This is a genomic window from Brasilonema sp. UFV-L1 (assembly GCF_012912105.1).
Taxonomy (GTDB): domain Bacteria; phylum Cyanobacteriota; class Cyanobacteriia; order Cyanobacteriales; family Nostocaceae; genus Brasilonema.
Genome location: NZ_QMEA01000140.1, coordinates 1 through 16,479, shown reverse-complemented (window position 1 = coordinate 16,479; position 16,479 = coordinate 1). Strand labels below are relative to the sequence as shown.

General features: G+C 43.7%; 16 protein-coding genes, 1 tRNA gene and 1 pseudogene. 9 read left to right on the top strand and 9 right to left on the bottom strand.

Features of this window, described 5'->3' with window-relative positions; translation table 11 throughout:
* Positions 1-279 precede the first annotated feature (279 nt).
* Positions 280-477 carry a hypothetical protein gene (locus tag DP117_RS28040; protein ID WP_169221485.1) on the bottom strand — a complete coding sequence of 66 codons (198 nt, stop codon included), beginning with the start codon at positions 475-477 and terminating at the stop codon, positions 280-282.
* 279 nt (positions 478-756) lie between these two features.
* Between DP117_RS28040 and DP117_RS28035 the strand changes: the two genes are divergently transcribed.
* The 3 genes and pseudogenes from DP117_RS28035 to DP117_RS36595 form a co-directional block, all read left to right on the top strand.
* The gene (locus DP117_RS28035; RefSeq protein ID WP_169221484.1) at positions 757-1,956 is read left to right on the top strand and encodes a ScyD/ScyE family protein; all 1,200 of its coding nucleotides are present in this window, start codon (positions 757-759) and stop codon (positions 1,954-1,956) included.
* Between the two features lie 38 nt (positions 1,957-1,994).
* Positions 1,995-2,153 (top strand): hypothetical protein, encoded by a 159-nt coding sequence (locus tag DP117_RS28030; RefSeq protein ID WP_169221471.1) that lies wholly within the window; start codon positions 1,995-1,997, stop codon positions 2,151-2,153.
* A gap of 163 nt (positions 2,154-2,316) precedes the next feature.
* A pseudogene (locus DP117_RS36595) lies at positions 2,317-2,409 on the top strand (Uma2 family endonuclease); the annotation flags it as partial.
* Positions 2,410-2,489: 80 nt separating this feature from the next.
* On the opposite strand, the gene bchB reads toward DP117_RS36595, so the two are convergent.
* Positions 2,490-4,016, bottom strand: coding sequence for a ferredoxin:protochlorophyllide reductase (ATP-dependent) subunit B (bchB, locus tag DP117_RS28025; protein WP_169221483.1), 1,527 nt, complete (start codon positions 4,014-4,016; stop codon positions 2,490-2,492).
* A gap of 736 nt (positions 4,017-4,752) precedes the next feature.
* Between bchB and DP117_RS28020 the strand changes: the two genes are divergently transcribed.
* The 4 genes from DP117_RS28020 to DP117_RS28005 all read left to right on the top strand — a co-directional run bounded on the left by DP117_RS28020 (position 4,753) and on the right by DP117_RS28005 (position 9,916).
* Positions 4,753-5,334: an IS607 family transposase gene (locus tag DP117_RS28020; protein ID WP_169221482.1), complete on the top strand. Its 582-nt coding sequence runs from the start codon at positions 4,753-4,755 to the stop codon at positions 5,332-5,334.
* A gap of 38 nt (positions 5,335-5,372) precedes the next feature.
* Positions 5,373-6,890, top strand: a complete 1,518-nt coding sequence (locus DP117_RS28015) for an RNA-guided endonuclease TnpB family protein (protein ID WP_169221481.1) — start codon at positions 5,373-5,375, stop codon at positions 6,888-6,890.
* A 309-nt stretch (positions 6,891-7,199) separates the two neighbouring features.
* Entirely contained in the window at positions 7,200-8,198 is a 999-nt protein-coding gene (locus tag DP117_RS28010; protein WP_169221480.1) for a nucleoside hydrolase, read from the top strand.
* Positions 8,199-8,440: 242 nt separating this feature from the next.
* Entirely contained in the window at positions 8,441-9,916 is a 1,476-nt protein-coding gene (locus DP117_RS28005) for a bifunctional UDP-sugar hydrolase/5'-nucleotidase (protein WP_169221479.1), read from the top strand.
* A 93-nt stretch (positions 9,917-10,009) separates the two neighbouring features.
* On the opposite strand, the gene DP117_RS28000 is transcribed toward DP117_RS28005, so the two are convergent.
* The 4 genes from DP117_RS28000 to rpmI form a co-directional block, all read right to left on the bottom strand.
* Positions 10,010-10,552, bottom strand: coding sequence for a tetratricopeptide repeat protein (locus DP117_RS28000; protein ID WP_169221478.1), 543 nt, complete (start codon positions 10,550-10,552; stop codon positions 10,010-10,012).
* Positions 10,553-10,649: 97 nt separating this feature from the next.
* Complete coding sequence (locus DP117_RS27995) at positions 10,650-11,474, bottom strand: transporter substrate-binding domain-containing protein (RefSeq protein ID WP_169221477.1); 825 nt, start codon at positions 11,472-11,474, stop codon at positions 10,650-10,652.
* A gap of 12 nt (positions 11,475-11,486) precedes the next feature.
* The gene (gene rplT, locus DP117_RS27990; RefSeq protein ID WP_169221476.1) at positions 11,487-11,843 is read right to left on the bottom strand and encodes a 50S ribosomal protein L20; all 357 of its coding nucleotides are present in this window, start codon (positions 11,841-11,843) and stop codon (positions 11,487-11,489) included.
* A gap of 22 nt (positions 11,844-11,865) precedes the next feature.
* Complete coding sequence (rpmI, locus tag DP117_RS27985; protein WP_169221475.1) at positions 11,866-12,063, bottom strand: 50S ribosomal protein L35; 198 nt, start codon at positions 12,061-12,063, stop codon at positions 11,866-11,868.
* A 115-nt stretch (positions 12,064-12,178) separates the two neighbouring features.
* Between rpmI and DP117_RS27980 the strand changes: the two genes are divergently transcribed.
* On the top strand, positions 12,179-12,586 hold the full coding sequence (locus DP117_RS27980) for an AraC family transcriptional regulator (protein WP_169221474.1): 408 nt from the start codon (positions 12,179-12,181) through the stop codon (positions 12,584-12,586).
* A gap of 151 nt (positions 12,587-12,737) precedes the next feature.
* On the opposite strand, the gene DP117_RS27975 is transcribed toward DP117_RS27980, so the two are convergent.
* Positions 12,738-14,183 (bottom strand): hypothetical protein, encoded by a 1,446-nt coding sequence (locus tag DP117_RS27975; RefSeq protein ID WP_169221473.1) that lies wholly within the window; start codon positions 14,181-14,183, stop codon positions 12,738-12,740.
* Positions 14,184-14,976: 793 nt separating this feature from the next.
* Between DP117_RS27975 and DP117_RS27970 the strand changes: the two genes are divergently transcribed.
* Positions 14,977-15,048 (top strand) — tRNA-Cys (locus tag DP117_RS27970).
* Between the two features lie 15 nt (positions 15,049-15,063).
* Here the strand turns inward: DP117_RS27970 and cas12k are convergent.
* Together cas12k and DP117_RS27960 are read right to left on the bottom strand one after the other, a co-directional pair.
* Positions 15,064-15,636 carry a type V CRISPR-associated protein Cas12k gene (gene cas12k / locus DP117_RS27965; RefSeq protein ID WP_211176391.1) on the bottom strand — a complete coding sequence of 191 codons (573 nt, stop codon included), beginning with the start codon at positions 15,634-15,636 and terminating at the stop codon, positions 15,064-15,066.
* 303 nt (positions 15,637-15,939) lie between these two features.
* Positions 15,940-16,206 (bottom strand): hypothetical protein, encoded by a 267-nt coding sequence (locus tag DP117_RS27960; RefSeq protein ID WP_169221472.1) that lies wholly within the window; start codon positions 16,204-16,206, stop codon positions 15,940-15,942.
* Between the last annotated feature and the right edge of the window lie 273 nt (positions 16,207-16,479).

Below are 16,479 nucleotides of genomic sequence, written 5' to 3'. Positions count from 1 at the left end.
GTGCCTCCGGAAAAATCGCCCCATGAAAAGTTATTCTTTTTGTATACCAGTTGACAATTGGGGCGATTTTTCCGCTTCAACTCGGAGGCTTAGAACCCGTTACTTGTAATGAGGTGAGTCCAGCGCTGCAGGAGGGTTTCCCGACAGAGGCGACCCGCGTTCCCGAAGGGCACCGCAGTTTTTCCGGGTTTGATGAAACGGACACCTACGGCATAACACACCCTACTACAACAAGGCAAAAGTCAACATGCATTTTTGTTGCTTGCATAGTGTTTTGATTCATCCGTCCTCCTTAGCCTTCTTTGCTTTGGAGGTTTGTGGTTTTTCTGGAAATTCGCCCCGTTCTTTAGTCTCCTTGATACCAATTTCAATTAAAAAAGCTGCGAGGTTGGCTGTTGGTCTGCCTTGTGCATCTGCCAATACCTCTAAATCTTCAAATACTGAGTCCGGAAGAGTTACAGTAAATCGTTTGCTCACGTCGCCTTCTCCATCATCGCTTTTACATCCTATAGTACGCCTTAAGATTCATATAGATATGATAGTCATCTTTTGTAAAGCTTTTTAGATGCAAAATAACTGAAAAGTGATTGATAATACATATATTGCTTCCTGGACTTCTGAACGGTTACGCAAAACAAATGTCAAGTTCATCAAAAGATTTTTCATTGTAATTAATTAGTGATATTTTGTAGCCTTTTGCACAAATGCACAATTTATTGAATCAAAAATACGTTGATTCTTGATTTCTAATTATTTATGGCTTTTCTGAAGAAATCAGCTTTCAGCTTTGCAGCTCTTACTTTTTGTTTTGCTGTTGTTCTTGAAACAAAACCAGCAGCTGCATCGTTTAGTGTCGTTGCCGACGGTCTTGATAACGTCAGAGGTCTTAGCTTTGGTCCTGACGGTAGTCTCTACGTCACAGAAGCAGGTGTCGGGGGAGATCAGCTATGTAGTGCATCATTTACTTTCCCAGACCAGCAAGCTTGTATTGGTTCGAGTGGTGCTGTAACAAGAATTAAAGACGGTAAGCAAGAGCGTGTTCTCACAAATTTGCCGTCTTACGCATTATCACCTACTGGCCGTCAGGGAATTGGCGCTAATGACATCCAATTTGATGCAGCCGGAAATGCTTACCTTCTAATTGGTCTTTCGGCTGGTGTAAATTACAACAATACTCCCTTAAATTCTCCGAATTTTGGAGAGCTATATAAAGTTGACTTTAACACGGGTGCTTTGACAAGTATTGCCGATATTTCCGGCTATGAATTCGCCAAGGATCCAACTGTGCTTTTACCTAATGGTGCTGTAGGTAGCAATCCCTACTCTTTTACAATTAAGGGTGATACTGCTTATATTGCAAATGCAAATAGGAACGAGGTTTTAAGTGTAAACCTTGATGGTAGTAATTTAAAGACACTTGTTGAGTTTCCCGATCAAACCATAACTACTCCCACGCAGGAGATTACATATCAAGCAGTACCCACAGGTGTCGCAATTGGTCCGGATAAGGCTTTATATATCAGCCAATTAACAGGTGTTCCTATCCCAGAAGGTAAAGCAAATATCTATCGTGTTGGATCTGATGGTAAAACAACAGTCTACGCTGATGGCTTTACGCAACTGACTGACTTGGCTTTTGATACTGAAGGCAATTTGTATGCCTTACAATTTGCCAATCAGGCTTTTTATCAGGGGAATTTCGATGGTTCACTGATCCAAATCGCCCCTGATGGAACTCGTACAACTCTCCTCAGTGGTAATCGACTGGAGTCTGCTACAGCCTTGACAGTTGGTCCTGATGGTGCCGTTTATGTGGCAAATAAAGGCGATCGCCCCGGAATTGGGCAAGTCATTCGCGTTGATCCAAAAGCAAAAGTTCCCGAACCAAGTGCTGTTGTAGGTGCAGTCGCGTTTGGTGTTTTAAGCTTGAGTACTTTGTACAAGCGTAAGCGGTAGGGGCAAAGGCTTGCCCATTCTCTCGTTCTCTCGTTCCCATGCTGAGCATGGGAATGCGATCGCGGGGACACCCATCCCCAATCAAACCAGTTCTCAAGCATCGCCCAGAACGAGAACTCATCAAACATACACTGATTGATTCTCCCAAAGCCGTAAAGAGCACAATTCACGTTTTACACCAATACAGTTGCTGTTAAGGATTTTTTGCGAAATTTGATGATGTGTAGAACGACGGGATGCAACTGCGCCACTCGCGTGCGCGGTGACGACAACAGAAGTGCGGGAGGGTTTCCAACGCCAGATGCTCCACTTGGGGAGCCAGCCGCGTGGGCGGGGATGCCGACTTGAGCGGTCTGGCACCAGACCGTGGAAGTTCTCAATTCTCCTAAAAGTTTATCGGGTGAGGATGTGTTACCTGGTTTTGTGTTAGATTTATCAGTGATTTTTGGATAAGTCAGCTGTCCCTAAAACAAGCACATATTAGTAAAGACGTTGCACTGCAACGTCTCTATAAAAGCGATCGCCTCTACAAACTAGGCACCCACAGCTTCTTTTGCAGCGTACATCACTTCCAGGGTAATTTGAGTGAAATTCCGCTCGCGAGCAAATTTTTCGGTGTTGCGCTTAACTTTACCACGCACAAAGCCAGGAACCTTGTTCAATTCTGCCTGAGCTTCTTTAGTCCATGCTAAATCAGAATCTGCAGAAATACCTTTGGTAATGACTTCTTTAGTATCGTGTCCACCAAAGATTTCCAAGAGGTGATCTTCCATTCCCAAGGTGAAGGAATTATACACTAAATCTGCAATCTGATTCGTTCCTTCGTAACCCATGAATGGTTTGTAACCAATGGGGAAGTTTTGGATGTGAATGGGTGCAGCGATGACACCGCAAGGAATATCTAGGCGTTTACCAACGTGGCGTTCCATTTGAGTACCGAAGATAGCAGAGGGTTCGACGCGGGCGATCGCATCTCCAATTGCACCATGATCTTCGGTAATGAGCACTTCATCACAATACTCGCTCACCTGTTCACGAAACCACTCTGCATCGTATTTGCAGTAAGTTCCAGCCCAGACAACGTGAATCCCCATTTCTCGTGCCAAAATCTTAGTCATAGCAGCGGCGTGAGTGCTATCCCCAAACACAACGGCTTTCTTACCAGTTAAGTTCTGACAGTCAATTGAACGAGAAAACCATGCAGCTTGTGATACATACAAAGTTTGCTGGTTGATAAAGTCTTCGTAATCAACATCAGCGCCTTGAGCGTTAATGACTTGCTGAATTTTACGGATACAACGAGCCGTTTCTACAACACCCATTGGTGTAATATCTACGGTTGGGATTCCAAATTGTTCTTCAAGGTAACGAGCTGCCATTACACCAAGTTCTCGGTAAGGAACAAGGTTAAACCAGGCGCGGGGCAGGTTTTTCAACTCGTGAACCGAAGCACCTTCAGGAATAACGGCATTGACTTCAATACATAAGTCAGCCATCAACCGCTTGAGTTCTGTGCAGTCGTGCTGATTATGGAAACCGAGAGTGGAAATACCGATGATGTTGACGGAGGGCTTTTCTGTTTTTCTTTCGGGCAGTTCGCCTTTTTTGCGTGCTTTCTCTATGTAGTATTGGACGATTTGTTGCAGAGTGCGATCGGCTGCTTGGAGTTCATTCACACGGTAGTGGTTCACGTCTGCCAGTAGCACATCGGCTTTTGCCTCCAGAGATGCTCTTTCCACAAAGTTTGCTAAGTCTTCTTGCAAAATGCTGGAAGTGCAGGTGGGAGTCAGAACAATCAAGTCAGGGTGTTCTTCTGCATCTTTACGGGTGATGTTGTCCACCACTTTTTCTTGGGAGCCGCGTGCCAAAACGTTACGATCAACAATACTGGCTGTCACTGGCGTGAAGTTCCTCTCCCGCTCTAGCATAGAACGCATGACGTTGAAATAGTCATCACCCAAGGGCGCGTGCATTATAGCATGAACATTTTTAAAGGAACTGGCAATCCGCAGAGTACCAATGTGGGCAGGACCTGCATACATCCAGTAAGCCAATTTCATCTTTAGTGTTCTCCCTTTTTTTGAAACGAACTATATCCGATAATAGGTGGACTATGAGGACTTATTTTTTTAAATCGTTTCTGATTCTCTCAGAACTTGTGGTCTTCAAGAAGTGGGGGGTGAGGGGATTTTAATAGAAGTGCGATCGCTGAAACCACCTTACTAATTAGGATTGGGCTTCTGACTTAAACAACATTTATGTTGTCAAAGTGATACGAATCTTTACTTTTAGGCAAATTTCTTATAGAGAAGCAGGCTGAAAACCTCTTGACTCCAAGAGTTCTCGTCATCCAATAATAATTGTGTAATCCTGTTTTTGGAGCTTATGATCGTCAATTGCTTTTGGATAATGCCCGTTTTCACATATTGCACCAAGAAAAAACTGTGTAATTTTGACGACGCACTTATCTACACAAAACGCGCAATCCTTGCCAAACAAGGCTGGATTTTTAGTATGAATCGACAATTACTTCTAATAAACTGCTTAATTTGGTGTTAGCGCAGCGAGACCGGAGGTCTTCCCAGCACGGCGCAGACGGGTTTACCACGCCCTGGCGACTGGTGAACCTGTTAGGCGTAGCCGTGCCGTAGGCATAGGGCGCATTTCACGATTGTGAGTGGAGCGCAGAACGAGTACCCGTAGAGGATTGCGCGTTTTGTGCAGGTTTTCCCCCGTTTCCATAGGTAGTTATAATTAGGAGTAAAATGGAGTTAACCGTAATATTTACTCCGTTTGATGCAGTATCTATCACCGCAACAAGTTTACAAACAATATGGCTTTCACCCTAAAACCCTTGCGGATTGGGCAGACGCTGGAAAAATAGACTATATACGTTCCCCTGGTGGTCACAGACGCTATAGCCAAGCTTCCTTAGAACGCATTAAAGGCGGAACTGACAACCGAAAAGTAGTTCTATACGCCAGAATTTCAACAAGTGGTCAAAAACCAGAACTTGAGAGTCAAATTACTTATTTAGGTAAAAACTACCCTAACTGTATTTGTATTTCTGAAATTGGTTCAGGGATGAACTTTAAGAGGAAGAAGTTCATCGCTCTATTGGAGGATGTAACCAAAGGGTTGGTTAAAGAAATAGTTGTCGCGCACAAAGATAGATTATGCCGTTTCGGGTTTGATCTGATTGAGTGGTTCTGTCAGTTACATGATTGCACTATTACTGTTCTCAACAATACTGAACTAAGTCCTCAACAAGAGTTAATGCAAGACTTCATGAGTATCATGCACTGCTTCAGTTCAAGACTGTACTTTTTACGTAAATATGAAAAAAAGATTGAAAAAGAGGGAGTCAATTTGGAGTAAAACGTAGTAAGATTTAGTGAATGTAGTTGGGTACACCGATGGCACGAAAGAAAGTAGTCCAAACAACTGAATATACAGTTACTAGGATTGCCTACTGTGTTGGTGACATACCAGACGAGTTAAGTAAGCTGGCTCAGGCTTTAGGCGACTTACGTTCTGAGTTATGGAACAAATATGGGTCGCTGCAAGCTTGGGGAATTGATAAAAATACAATTATTAAGAACATCCGGAATACCCCAGAGCTAAAAAAACTATACGGTGCAGAAAGGTTCAATCTTAGCTCTGAGATATGGGAAAGAACTGTACAAGCTGTTATTGATGATATTCATGCAGTTCAAGAAGCTGCTATTGTGCAAGTTATTCGGAAAATATACTCTATCTTTAAACCGGAAAAAAAACAGGTAGTTAAAGGGAAGAAAACAATATTAGTAGATCATCTAGAAACTTCATTCAGAGATGAAGTTATCAAAAGTCTCAATTCTCAGGAGTGGCAACAATACCCTTTAATTAGTCGTTGGGTTAGACAATATTACAAACGTGGTCATACTTGGGTTAATAACCAAATTGTAATTAACACTACTGGTAATACCATGAAAGGTAAGGTGTCTCGCAAGGGAAAAGTAACTACTTACCAAATACCTGGTTTTATGGATGGAAAGAAAGTAGCGTGGATATCTATCCCCATCCTTACTGGCAGGATTACACCCAAGGCAGGACGCCTACGTTTTATCATAAATAACTCCCCAATTGTAGAACTTCATTACCCTAAAACAACTAAGATTGAAGTCAGCCCTAACAAGGATAGCTTAGGAGTTGATAAGGGGTTTACTGAAGGCTTTTACGGTAGTGATGGCATAGCTTATGCTTCAGGTTTAGGAAGCGTTATTAATGATGCTTCTGACAGAAGAACCAAGAAAAATAAGAAACGTCAAAAGTTATTTGCTATCTCAATAAAAGTTGCTCCTGCACGGAGGCAACGAATCTTAGAAAATAACTTAGGGCGCAAAAAGGCGGGTAAGCTAGATCGTAAAAAACGTTACTATATTACCCAGCTTATTCGCACTGATACTAAGAAAATCTTTGATTCTTATGGCGAAGTAGTAGCCGAAGACTTAAGTAAATATATAAAAGGTAAAAACAGAGCTAAAGCTGTAAACCGAAGGTTAAATGAATGGAGCAAAGGTGAACTACAAAAAGCATTAGATGAAATATCTCTCCGAAAGGGTGGAGTAGTTAAATTAGTCAATCCTGCATATACCTCACAGGTTGATCATCGCAATGGTACGTTACTAGGAAAACGTCTGGGAGATCAATTCTTGACCTTCGATGGGGTGGTATTGCAGGCTGACCAAAATGCAGCGACAAATATCAAGATTAGAGGGTCTGACCTGAAAATAACTAGGTTTATGAACAAGGAACAGATTCATAGAATCTTGCTAGAACGTACTGCATTATTCCTTGCAGATAATGGTCATAGTTTGGAGTCTGCCGTCTCAATGGGATGGTTAGATGAAAAGCACCATCCGCAAGGTAAACCGCCACGGCGTAGGCGGTAGGGTCTAGAAACGGTGTCCTAAGAGAATTGATTTACTTGACCAGTGATTCAGTTACTACCGTCAATCAGACTGCGAAACAAATGAACAATTGTATATTTTGGAGTTGACTCCGATTTACTACGATATGTTGTTACGCCGGACACACAATACTAATCCTAATGCCCTTATTTTAGCGAGAAAATCCAAGAAAAACACTCTCCGCTTTATTGTGTTGCTTTCGACTAAAGCCAGGATTATACGGATAAGTGCAAGTTTTGAGCGCTCAGACTTTCATACAATCATCCATTACTTGAGCAATCTTTCCTATCTATGACAACTCAACTGAGTCATCCGAAAATCATTCTCGACACCGATCCGGGCGGAGATGATATATTTGCCTTGCTGTGGCTTCTGGGCTTCGTCAAACAAGGACTCGCTGAACTTGTCGCTGTGACTTCTGCAGATGGCAATGTCGCTGCCAAACGCACGTTTTCTTGTGCTAGCCAGATTTTAAATTTAACAGGATTCTCACACATTAAGGTAGGTCGCGGTGTTCCCGTCAAAGGACAAGGTTTGGAAGATGCCGCTCACATTCATGGATCGGATGGGATGGGCAATCTGTCCCATACTTTACCCGCAGCCACGCATACTTTTGAGGAAGCTTGCTACTCCGACGAGATCATCATCGACGAGTTGAACGCAGATCCGGAGGGAATTACTATTATAGCGATTGGTCCTCTGACCAACCTTGCTGCTGCGGAAACGAAAAGTCCCGGCATTCTGAAAAAAGCTAAGGAAATTGTGATCATGGGGGGTGCCTTCTTCTGTCCTGGTAATGTGACTCCTCATGCCGAATTCAATATTTGGTTTAACCCAGAAGCTGCTCAGACAGTATTTGATAGCCGAGATGATATTATCGTGATGCCACTGGATGTGACGCGGCACTTAATTTTTACGCGAGATATGGCGCAGGCAGTTGTGAGTCAGGCGAATCCGGAGAGTAAACTTGCTCAATTCTTGATAGCTCTTTGTGAGTTCATGATTGGCACAGCCTTGGGTTATCGAGAAACGACAGGAATTCCAGGTTTCCTTGTCCATGATGCGGCGACATTAGGATACCTGTTTTATCCAGAAACCCTGATGTTGAGAAGGGCTAAAGTTCGGGTTGAAACAAAGGGTGAGTGGACACAGGGACAAACGTTGATGGATAGTCGTCTTAGACCGAAAACAGAAGCAAATGCCTGGGTGGCGTTGCAGGTAGATGAAGGCAAATTTTTCACCAGCTTTGTTGAAGATTTGAAGCAGCTATTCAAGGCCGTCGTTGCTTAAGCTCATCCCCCAGAGTCGCGTACTCTTTTCAGTTTAGTTGCTAGAGCGCCGGTACATTAGTCACGCATAGAGGTAAAAAACCCGGTTTTTGTGATCGAAAAGACTAATTTTTCATTGAGCCACCTAAAAGAAACGGGGTTTTTGGGATTACTGTATCGGCGTTCTAGTACTATTCGCCACTTGTTCAAACAGCGAACAGTGAATAGGAAAAATTAAAAGTCTTAGTTTCACAGGGAGCAAAAATGATGACGACCACAGAGCGGTTTAAAAAGTTTACGATCTTACATTCAAATGATATGCATGGGGACTTTCTGGCAGAGGCTACAGGTCAAGAAGAGGGTCATGTTATTGGTGGAATGTCGCTACTTTCCGGATATATCAATAAGGTGCGCCAGGAGGAGAAAAATGTGCTTTTTGTTATTTCTGGTGACATGCTTCAAGGCTCTACGATTGATTCAGAATATAAAGGTCTTTCAACCATAGAAATTATGAATTACCTTGCTCCTGACGTAGTGACTTTGGGAAACCACGAATTAGATTATGGGTTGCCTCACTTACTTTTCTTAGAAAAAATGGCAAATTTTCCGATTGTGAATGCCAACTTGTATATAAAAAAATATAACAAACGGTTGATGAATCCCTACGTAATCCTCAATGTAGATGGATTCGATATTATGTTCATCGGGATTGTTACTGAAGAAGCTCTTAGGAAATTAAAACGCGATCAAAGTATTGGCACATTCATAAGTCTTGAAGATGCCGCTTCAGAAGTTGGTAAAATTTGCAATGCCTACAAAAACGAGGACATTGACCTAACAGTCCTCATGACACACATTGGTTTTGAAGAGGATAAAAAACTAGCGGCGTTGCTAGACCCGGAATGGGGTGTAGATATGATAATTGGGGGACACTCCCATACGTTTTTAGAACAACCTGCTCAAGTTAACAATATTCTGATTGCACAAGCGGGAGTTGGCACAGACCAGATTGGACGTTTCGATATTGTAGTGGATGACGATACTAACAGCATTGTTGAATGGAAGTGGCAGCTTCTCCCTGTGGATAGTAATCTAGCTTTGCCAGATCCCGAAATTGAAAAGCTGATTGCTACCTTCAAAGAAGAGGTAGATCGCAAGTATAATCGATTGGTTGGACGATTAGCGCGTAAACTGACTCATCCTAAGCGTGAAGAAGAAACTGAATTGGGTAACTTAATCGCTGATATTTTTGCCCAACAAGATACGTTGGATGTCGTTTTTGTAGCCAGTGGTTCAATACGTGGAAAGGAATTAGGACCTCTAGTGACATTGAGCGATTTGAAAACAGTTTTCCCTTACGAAGATACTCTTTATAAATTTAAAGTTAGTGGGACACAGCTGGTCAAGATATTTACACATATCATGAGACCGGAAAACAGAATAGCCGGTCAAAGTGAGTATTTTCAGGTAAGCAAGGGTATTAAGGCAGTTTACAGTGATGTCCAAAAGAAACTTGAATCTTTAAGCATTAATGGACAATCCATACAAGACGATAATCAATACACAATCTGTATAGATGGCTATCGTTACCAAAATTCTGAGCCGACTCTAGGCATAACACATCAAGAATTAGGCACCCCAAAGGTAATCACAACATCTAGACAAGATGTCCTTGAAGAATACTTTAGCCATCATCAAAATCTTAACAGCCATATCGAAGGAAGATTGGTTTACAACTAGAGATTTGAAATCTCTACGAAAGATCATTTTGGAGAGGCTTTGCCTCCCCAAGCTATTCCCAGGCAAAGCACGGGAACGAGAAACACTTCACATTTATGCAGATACCAAGCGTCGCAAAGATTCAGAACGACGTTTTGCCGTGCCGTTATTTGGCTGAATTTTCAGGGCATCTTCATATGCTTGCAGGGCTTGAGCATTTAATTTTTTCCGCTCATATGCATGACCAAGATTATTCAGCCCTACCACATAATTGGGTTTGAATTTGAGGGCTTCTTTATACTGACGAATCGCTAAGTCATACTGTTCTTGAGCAAAGTAAGCATAGCCTAACCCGTTGTAAATATAGGCTAAACCTTCTTCTATTTCTTCGCCGTTTTCTTTTTCCTCTTCAGCGGCTTTGATAGCTTTTTGAAAGAGAGTTATCGCCTGTGAAAAGAGTTTTTTTTCAGAATAAATACTAGCTAACTCGTAATATTCTTGAGTTGTACCACTGTCTTTGGTCAGTTTTTTTCGCAGCCTTGACATGCTGCTTTCGACTCTACGAGTTTTGAATATCTGGCGAAAAATAGCCACAACTGCTATTAAAAGCAGACCGACTAAAATTGACAGGTAAATAGTTGCTAGATTGCTATCCATTGTTTTTAGTAAAAGTTTCTTCTTATCTATATATCAGCTTAGAGGGAACAAGAAAAATTAATGAATTATAAATAATTTGATATTCATCCACAATTCATTAAGGTAACCCCCAGTATATGGCGCGTTGCTTGAGCCATCCAGAATTAATATAACGGGCAATAGCTTCGTTTACTCGTCTTCGTAATGGATCGTACTGCAATCCCTTGGGCATGACGACAGATAACGGTTGGGTTGATAGCTTAGTTGGCAGTAGCCGATACTGGGGATACTGTTGCACCCAGCCACTCAGTGGACTAGCATCTGCAGCAAAAGCATCTGCTGCATTGTTTTCTAGCAGCATAAAAGCTTCTTGATAAGAATTGACTCCCACTAATTCAGCATTTGGTGCATAATAGCGCACATCGGCAATCGTACTAGAACCATTGAGGACAGCAACTTTCCGTTTTGCCAAATCCTTTAGTCGCTGTAAAGACGTATCTTTTGTGACTAATACAGTGCCATCAAAATAGTAAGGAACACTGAAACTTACTAAGCGAGAACGTGAGGCAGTTGCTGTGACTCTGGCGATCGCCAGATCAACTTTGTGATCCAAGACTGCGGATAGGCGATCGCGATTGGCAACAGGTTGTAATTTCACAGCATCCGCTTTGCCTAGTAACTCTACTCCCAAAGCCTTTGCTAAATCAATTTCTAAGCCTTGTAAGTTGCCGTTTGCATCTCTAAATCCCAACGGACGCAAGTTATCTTTAACGGCAATATTTATGTAGCCCCGCTGCTGAATTTCAAACATTTGTGCGGCAGATGCTGATAATTGAGTATCTGCCAATGTGACAAAAGAAAAAGTCAAGAGGAAAAAAATGGCAGCGGATATCAGCAGATGTAACGAACAAGCTGCTTTCCATGTGTTACATCCGTTATCCATCCGTTGCCACCTTTATCCTTTAGATTGGCTTGCCAATTCAGCGACTTTGCCAAAACTTGCTGGATCGAGGACTGCTAATTGTGCCAACATTTTACGGTTGAGTTGGACATCAGCTTTTTTTAGATTTCCTATCAACTGGCTGTAACTCATGCCATGTTGGCGTGCAGCAGCGTTGATGCGGGTGATCCAGAGGCGGCGGAAATCGCGCTTACGTTTTTTGCGATCGCGGTAGGCATTGCGCAGCGCCTTCATCACTCTCTGATTAGCGGTTCTAAACAGAGTTGAGTGAGAACCACGAAAACCTTTAGCGAGTTTGAGAATTTTTTTGCGGCGTTTGCGAGCAACGTTACCGCGTTTTACCCGTGTCATATTGTCTTAGTTCCTTAACAAATTACAAATAAGGGAGCATGAGGCGCACATTTTCTTCATCGCGCTCATTCACAACGACCATTTTGGATAGAGTACGTTTCCTGGTAGAGGATTTGTGTTGTAGCAGGTGGTTTTTAAAAGCTTTGCGACGTACGATTTTGCCGCTACCTGTGGCGCGGAATCTCTTTGCCGCTGCTTTACGAGTTTTGAGTTTAGGCATGGGCTGGCTTTAATTCGACACAATCTATGATTATAAACTAAGAATTTTGAAACAATGGCATCAGCTGCTGGGAAAACATAGAAAATAAGAGGTTGTGCAGTCCAAGTAACTTTGAATGCAGGTAAGCTGTCGGTTCTACAATTTTCTTGCCAGAACTGATGCCTATGAGGTCTTGAGTGACTCTACCCCAGAAGTGGGTGTTCTTGATGTCCTGAAGCTCAAGCAAATTAAAGATTTTATTGAAGAGAATTTAGCCGAAGAATGGGCGATCGCCAATCTCGCCGCACTTGTGTCAATGAGTCAGTTTCATTTTGCGCGTGCCTTCAAAATGCAAGTAGGAGAACCGCCACACCGCTACATTCTGCAACGGCGAATCAAACGAGCAAAAGTATTGCTAAAGGTGACGCGGTTTTCGTCGGCAGAAATTGGCTATCAAGTAAGCTTTTCCAATCCAAGTCACTTTAGTACGCAATTTCGCAAACTTTTAGGGGTAACACCGAAGCAATTTCGCGACAGTGTTTAAATTTTCAAGCTTTCTGGGCACAGGTGACAGTACCAAGGTTAGTTTCTGACTTCAACTTTGAGTCAATATCCAGCATAATTGCTGATTGACAAAAGATATATTATATTACTAGCTCATGAATGTTCTCCAGAGTATTTCCCAACAAAAGGTATTAGGCCGAGACGTGGATCATCGCACCAACTCCGCAACCACAACCTCCCCCAGCTTCGCGCGCCTGCTGCCACTCTGCTAGCATCAAGGGCGAAGGCTGAGCTGCTCCCCACCCCGTGCGGTGAGACGGGGCGATCAGAGTCTCGTTGCCCGGTGCCACAATGATGGTGCCTGCCGGTATGTCCCTCGTGACTTCGACCGGACCGAAAACGAGCACGCCTGCGCCGATGGTGACGCCCTCGGCGATCCGGGGACCGAAGAGTACAGCGCGGTCACCCACCGTCACGTTGTTGCCGATCTCCAAGGGACCGTGCAGGACCACTCGGTTGCCGATCGTCACGCCCGAGCCAATCCGCACCGAGGTAAACGTAAGCTCATGGACGCTTGTGTTCTGACCAATTCGGGTTCCTCTGCCCACTGAAATTCCTGGAGAATCACCACCGTGCAGATATGAGCCGCGACCGACCACCACTCCCTCAGCAAGCTCCACGCCACCAAGGACGATGGCGTTATTATCGACCAGTTCCGGGGAAGCGACGCGCGGAGCCAGGAAGCGAGCACCAGCCTCTGGGCTGCTAGATGGCGGGGCGTTGAGACCACCGGCGTCAGGGGCTGGCGTGCTGGGGCTTGGAAGCGGGGACAGCGGCCCAAACACCTCAAAACTCAGGTCGTTGAGTGATGCCTGACGCGCCGGAATCACACCAGTGCCACGTCGATCCACGGTCGGTGGAGCAACTGAGAGTTTACCGAAAGCCTGGGCGACATCAGGGAAATTCGATCCTGGGTTGCCAGGACTGTTCTCGTCTGCAGAGAAGGGCGTCAAGCGCGCTGCAGCGCGATAGAGCAGGTTGTAGGCGCGCGCCAGCAACACGTTCTCCTGGTCCACATCGGACGCGAACAACGAGAATGCTGCAGGCACGGGGATGATGTTGGCGGCGACATCGGCTTGGCTCCTGATGCGAGCACCGAACAGGACCAAGCTCGCCTCCGGGATTTCGATGAGGTTTGCTGGATCCTCGCCGAGAATCTGGGCAGTAAAGCCGGTGATGCTGGCGTCCCCGATACGCGCATTTTGCACGACCGCGTTGATCACCGTGCCGCAGGCATCGCCGATACGCACCTTGCCAATAAAGGTCACTCCGTGGGCGGTGAATGACCCATCGCCGATAACTAAGTCGCCTGGGTGACTCAGACCACGCGATGCGTTCGCATAGTTCAGCAGGCGATCATTATCCTGTAAATCCGAGGCATGACCGAGCAGCGCTGACTGACCCTCCAGAGTCACAAATCCTTCGATCAGACTCTGGGCACCGATGAGAAACTTCTTGGTATTGATTTTGGCTGTAGGATGGATGAAGGAGGTGTACTTTATTGGACCAGTACGGGGGAAGTCAGGCTCTTGAGCGATGGACGTGTGCGAATTACCGCGCATCAGTAGCGTAGCCACTGTAGCAGCAGCACCTCCTAGGGCAAGTTTGAGTGTGTTGCGGCGGGTGGAACAATGCAGCAAATTTTCCATGTCAGGCAACTGGGTTTTATTGGTTGGGGCAGTGTTTTTTCTTGCTCTGAGTGGTCTAATTGAGTGACTTTCAATACAAGTAGATTTGCGGTTTGTCATCAGAAAAGCAATAATTTCTAGCCAAGTTCACAAAAACTTTAATTTCCCTCATTCGATTTGACTTCAAGCGATATTAGCCCAAAGTTAAATGACACCTAGATTTGGCACAGATAATCAGCTTGTAGACTGTGTGACGATAGTATGAAGATAGTGTGAACTAGCAAGAAAGAAAACGATGATCGCGATGAAATCGGGGCGCATTGGATGAAACTCAAATCCTAAACGAACATTTGAAAATCTTGATGAATTAGAAGAGGTTTTATTTCATCGCTGCAAACAATTACTCCAACAGCAAGATTTAATTCGGGGTTTAACAAACTTTCACTGGTGGCCTCAAGTTCAAGCTACTGCTTAATTATGGGTAAGTACCCGGACAGAATATAACGTATCTGTTTGCAGCAATTGTAGCTGAATCAAAATACCGTATTCGAGGAACAACTAAAGACGTCTGTCAACAAAGTGAAAACGGTTAAATTTATCGCTTGATTCGTTGTTGAAACTACGATGTTGTCATTGGGTAGCGATCGCGCTATACTATATCAAGTCAAAAATTAATTGCCAATAAGCAGTTAGTGCTAGTAAATTTTGACTTTCTGGTTGGAAACTTTAGTTTCTTCCTGGTGGCGACATAGCCAAGTGGTAAGGCAGAGGTCTGCAAAACCTCCATCCCCCGGTTCAAATCCGGGTGTCGCCTTTTGATGTACATTAACTAATTATTTGTCACTGTTAACAAATTAAGTGTCAAAGCTATGTATAGACATATTGTTAAGGATTGCAGACCCACAAGAACGTGAGATTGACCTTTGTGTAAAGGTTTGCTGGGACGAGGGAAAGAGTTGTTAATTCTGGCTAGCGTGGAGTTTTTTCGCTTTATATGAGCTAGCTGTTTCTCCTGACGGTCGCCTTTCTCTTTTGTTTTGGTGATAGTTTTGGCAATTTCTTCTGCTTTTTCTTGTCTAACTAGTTTTGTTCCTTCATCTGTCCACAGGCAGGTATTTACACAACAGTAGAGACTCAAGCGGTGAATATTCCAAGGTGCGGCTGTCGCCGCGCTACCGCGAATGCCTTTATTTTCCCCTTCGAGCCAAGTAATGCGTCCGCTACGAAGGGTGAATAAGCTGCTAGAGTGCTGATTTTTACTTTCATGCTTAATTTGTTGGTCTTCTAGAAAGCGTTGAAACCAGTGCAGATAACGTTGGTCGCAGTAAACCTCAAATGTATGCTCGCTCAATCCATTGAATTTTACACAGATACGCCCTTTGTGGTTTTTAAACCAAGTCATGTCTGATATGCCTAGACCTGATTTATCAACGGTTAATAAGTAAATTGCCTGGATAGAACAAAATCCTCATGTCTGTGCCCCAGTTAGTCAAGCTGTGATTGTACTGAGTTAAAGTTTCAGCAGTATATCACCCCTGATCATGGGCGCAAGTTCACTCTCACTCTATAATGTGCAGTTGTTGACGAACAATACTATCGATCCGGTTAATAAGGTGTGTATCACCACGATGAGAGCGTCTTTATTCGATGTTGCCGGGAGAAAAGGACTTCAAACTATAAAAAGTGCCACTTGTAGCGCAACAGCTTATTTGTTTCGTGTTCGTTGAGTCCAACACCAAGCTAGCGAGCCAAAAAATAAGGTAGCAACGAAACTCCAAAACAAGCATGTTACTATGGGATCTAGCGGTTTGTTCAAAGATATTGTGAATGGTTTGTCGATGTGTTGAGTGACAACCCCAGAGACAATAGCACCTGCACCTAAGCCTACACCCACTATTTGGATAGTGTTTTCTAAAGAGCGATCGCTTTCGGCTTGTTCTGTTTCTACAATACCTCGAATAGTATCAATCATCCGTCCAAACAACTCTTGAGCAGGGGTAAGGTAGTTAATATCAGTTTGTATTTGTTGTTGCCATTGCTGACAGGAACGATTTAGAAAATCTTGCCAAATTTTAGGGCTGTCTCCTGCAATCTCAGTGATTTTTTTTAAGCAAGTACTGTAATTAGTGATATTTGTAGTAAGTAGCTGGACAAAAATAAATAAGACTGTGTAAAGAAAGGTTAAGGGGGAAAGTTCCAGGCGATCGCTAAGTACTACATTTCATAAACGCGTATCATAATATGT

What these genes read in the sequence shown, in the direction of transcription:
- DP117_RS28035 (WP_169221484.1), top strand. Translation starts at nt 757, where the DNA reads ATGGCTTTTCTGAAGAAATCAGCTTTCAGCTTTGCAGCTCTTACTTTT.
- DP117_RS28030 (WP_169221471.1), top strand. Translation starts at nt 1,995, where the DNA reads ATGCTGAGCATGGGAATGCGATCGCGGGGACACCCATCCCCAATCAAA.
- bchB (WP_169221483.1), bottom strand. Translation starts at nt 4,016, where the DNA reads ATGAAATTGGCTTACTGGATGTATGCAGGTCCTGCCCACATTGGTACT.
- DP117_RS28020 (WP_169221482.1), top strand. Translation starts at nt 4,753, where the DNA reads ATGCAGTATCTATCACCGCAACAAGTTTACAAACAATATGGCTTTCAC.
- DP117_RS28015 (WP_169221481.1), top strand. Translation starts at nt 5,373, where the DNA reads ATGGCACGAAAGAAAGTAGTCCAAACAACTGAATATACAGTTACTAGG.
- DP117_RS28010 (WP_169221480.1), top strand. Translation starts at nt 7,200, where the DNA reads ATGACAACTCAACTGAGTCATCCGAAAATCATTCTCGACACCGATCCG.
- DP117_RS28005 (WP_169221479.1), top strand. Translation starts at nt 8,441, where the DNA reads ATGATGACGACCACAGAGCGGTTTAAAAAGTTTACGATCTTACATTCA.
- DP117_RS28000 (WP_169221478.1), bottom strand. Translation starts at nt 10,552, where the DNA reads ATGGATAGCAATCTAGCAACTATTTACCTGTCAATTTTAGTCGGTCTG.
- DP117_RS27995 (WP_169221477.1), bottom strand. Translation starts at nt 11,474, where the DNA reads ATGGATAACGGATGTAACACATGGAAAGCAGCTTGTTCGTTACATCTG.
- rplT (WP_169221476.1), bottom strand. Translation starts at nt 11,843, where the DNA reads ATGACACGGGTAAAACGCGGTAACGTTGCTCGCAAACGCCGCAAAAAA.
- rpmI (WP_169221475.1), bottom strand. Translation starts at nt 12,063, where the DNA reads ATGCCTAAACTCAAAACTCGTAAAGCAGCGGCAAAGAGATTCCGCGCC.
- DP117_RS27980 (WP_169221474.1), top strand. Translation starts at nt 12,179, where the DNA reads ATGCAGGTAAGCTGTCGGTTCTACAATTTTCTTGCCAGAACTGATGCC.
- cas12k (WP_211176391.1), bottom strand. Translation starts at nt 15,636, where the DNA reads ATGACTTGGTTTAAAAACCACAAAGGGCGTATCTGTGTAAAATTCAAT.
- DP117_RS27960 (WP_169221472.1), bottom strand. Translation starts at nt 16,206, where the DNA reads ATGATTGATACTATTCGAGGTATTGTAGAAACAGAACAAGCCGAAAGC.